1 pseudogene is annotated in these 303 nt (G+C 27.7%); it reads right to left on the bottom strand.

The annotated features are described in order from the left end of the window. Nucleotides 1-17: 17 nt before the first annotated feature. Nucleotides 18-303 (bottom strand): annotated as a pseudogene (locus H3S73_RS13680) (hypothetical protein); the annotation flags it as partial.

The following is a 303-nucleotide window of genomic DNA, read 5'->3' as shown; positions in this document are numbered from 1 at the left end:
CAACATTAAATTATCAGTCACCGATTGAATACAAAAGAAATCGATGACCTTATCTTTTTGGTACTAAAAAGTGTGGACATACCACCTATTTTATGAAAAAGATTGAGTTCTAAGATATAAGATGTATTTTCAGGGTCAGAAATATCTAATGAAGAGTGCACTGATGTCCTCTTATCAGCTTGCAAATTTTGTTTTCCTGTTGATTTTAAAGCATAAACTTTATTACCTTTATCATCAATTTTATATAATTCCATTTCATAAACAATATATTTAGGATCAGTTTTAGTCTTAATATATGTTGAT

It is taken from the genome of Gilliamella sp. B14384G12 (assembly GCF_016101825.1).
Taxonomy (GTDB): domain Bacteria; phylum Pseudomonadota; class Gammaproteobacteria; order Enterobacterales; family Orbaceae; genus Gilliamella; species Gilliamella apicola_N.
The sequence above is the reverse complement of the archived record's forward strand: the minus strand, read 5'-3'. Positions and strand labels throughout refer to the sequence as shown.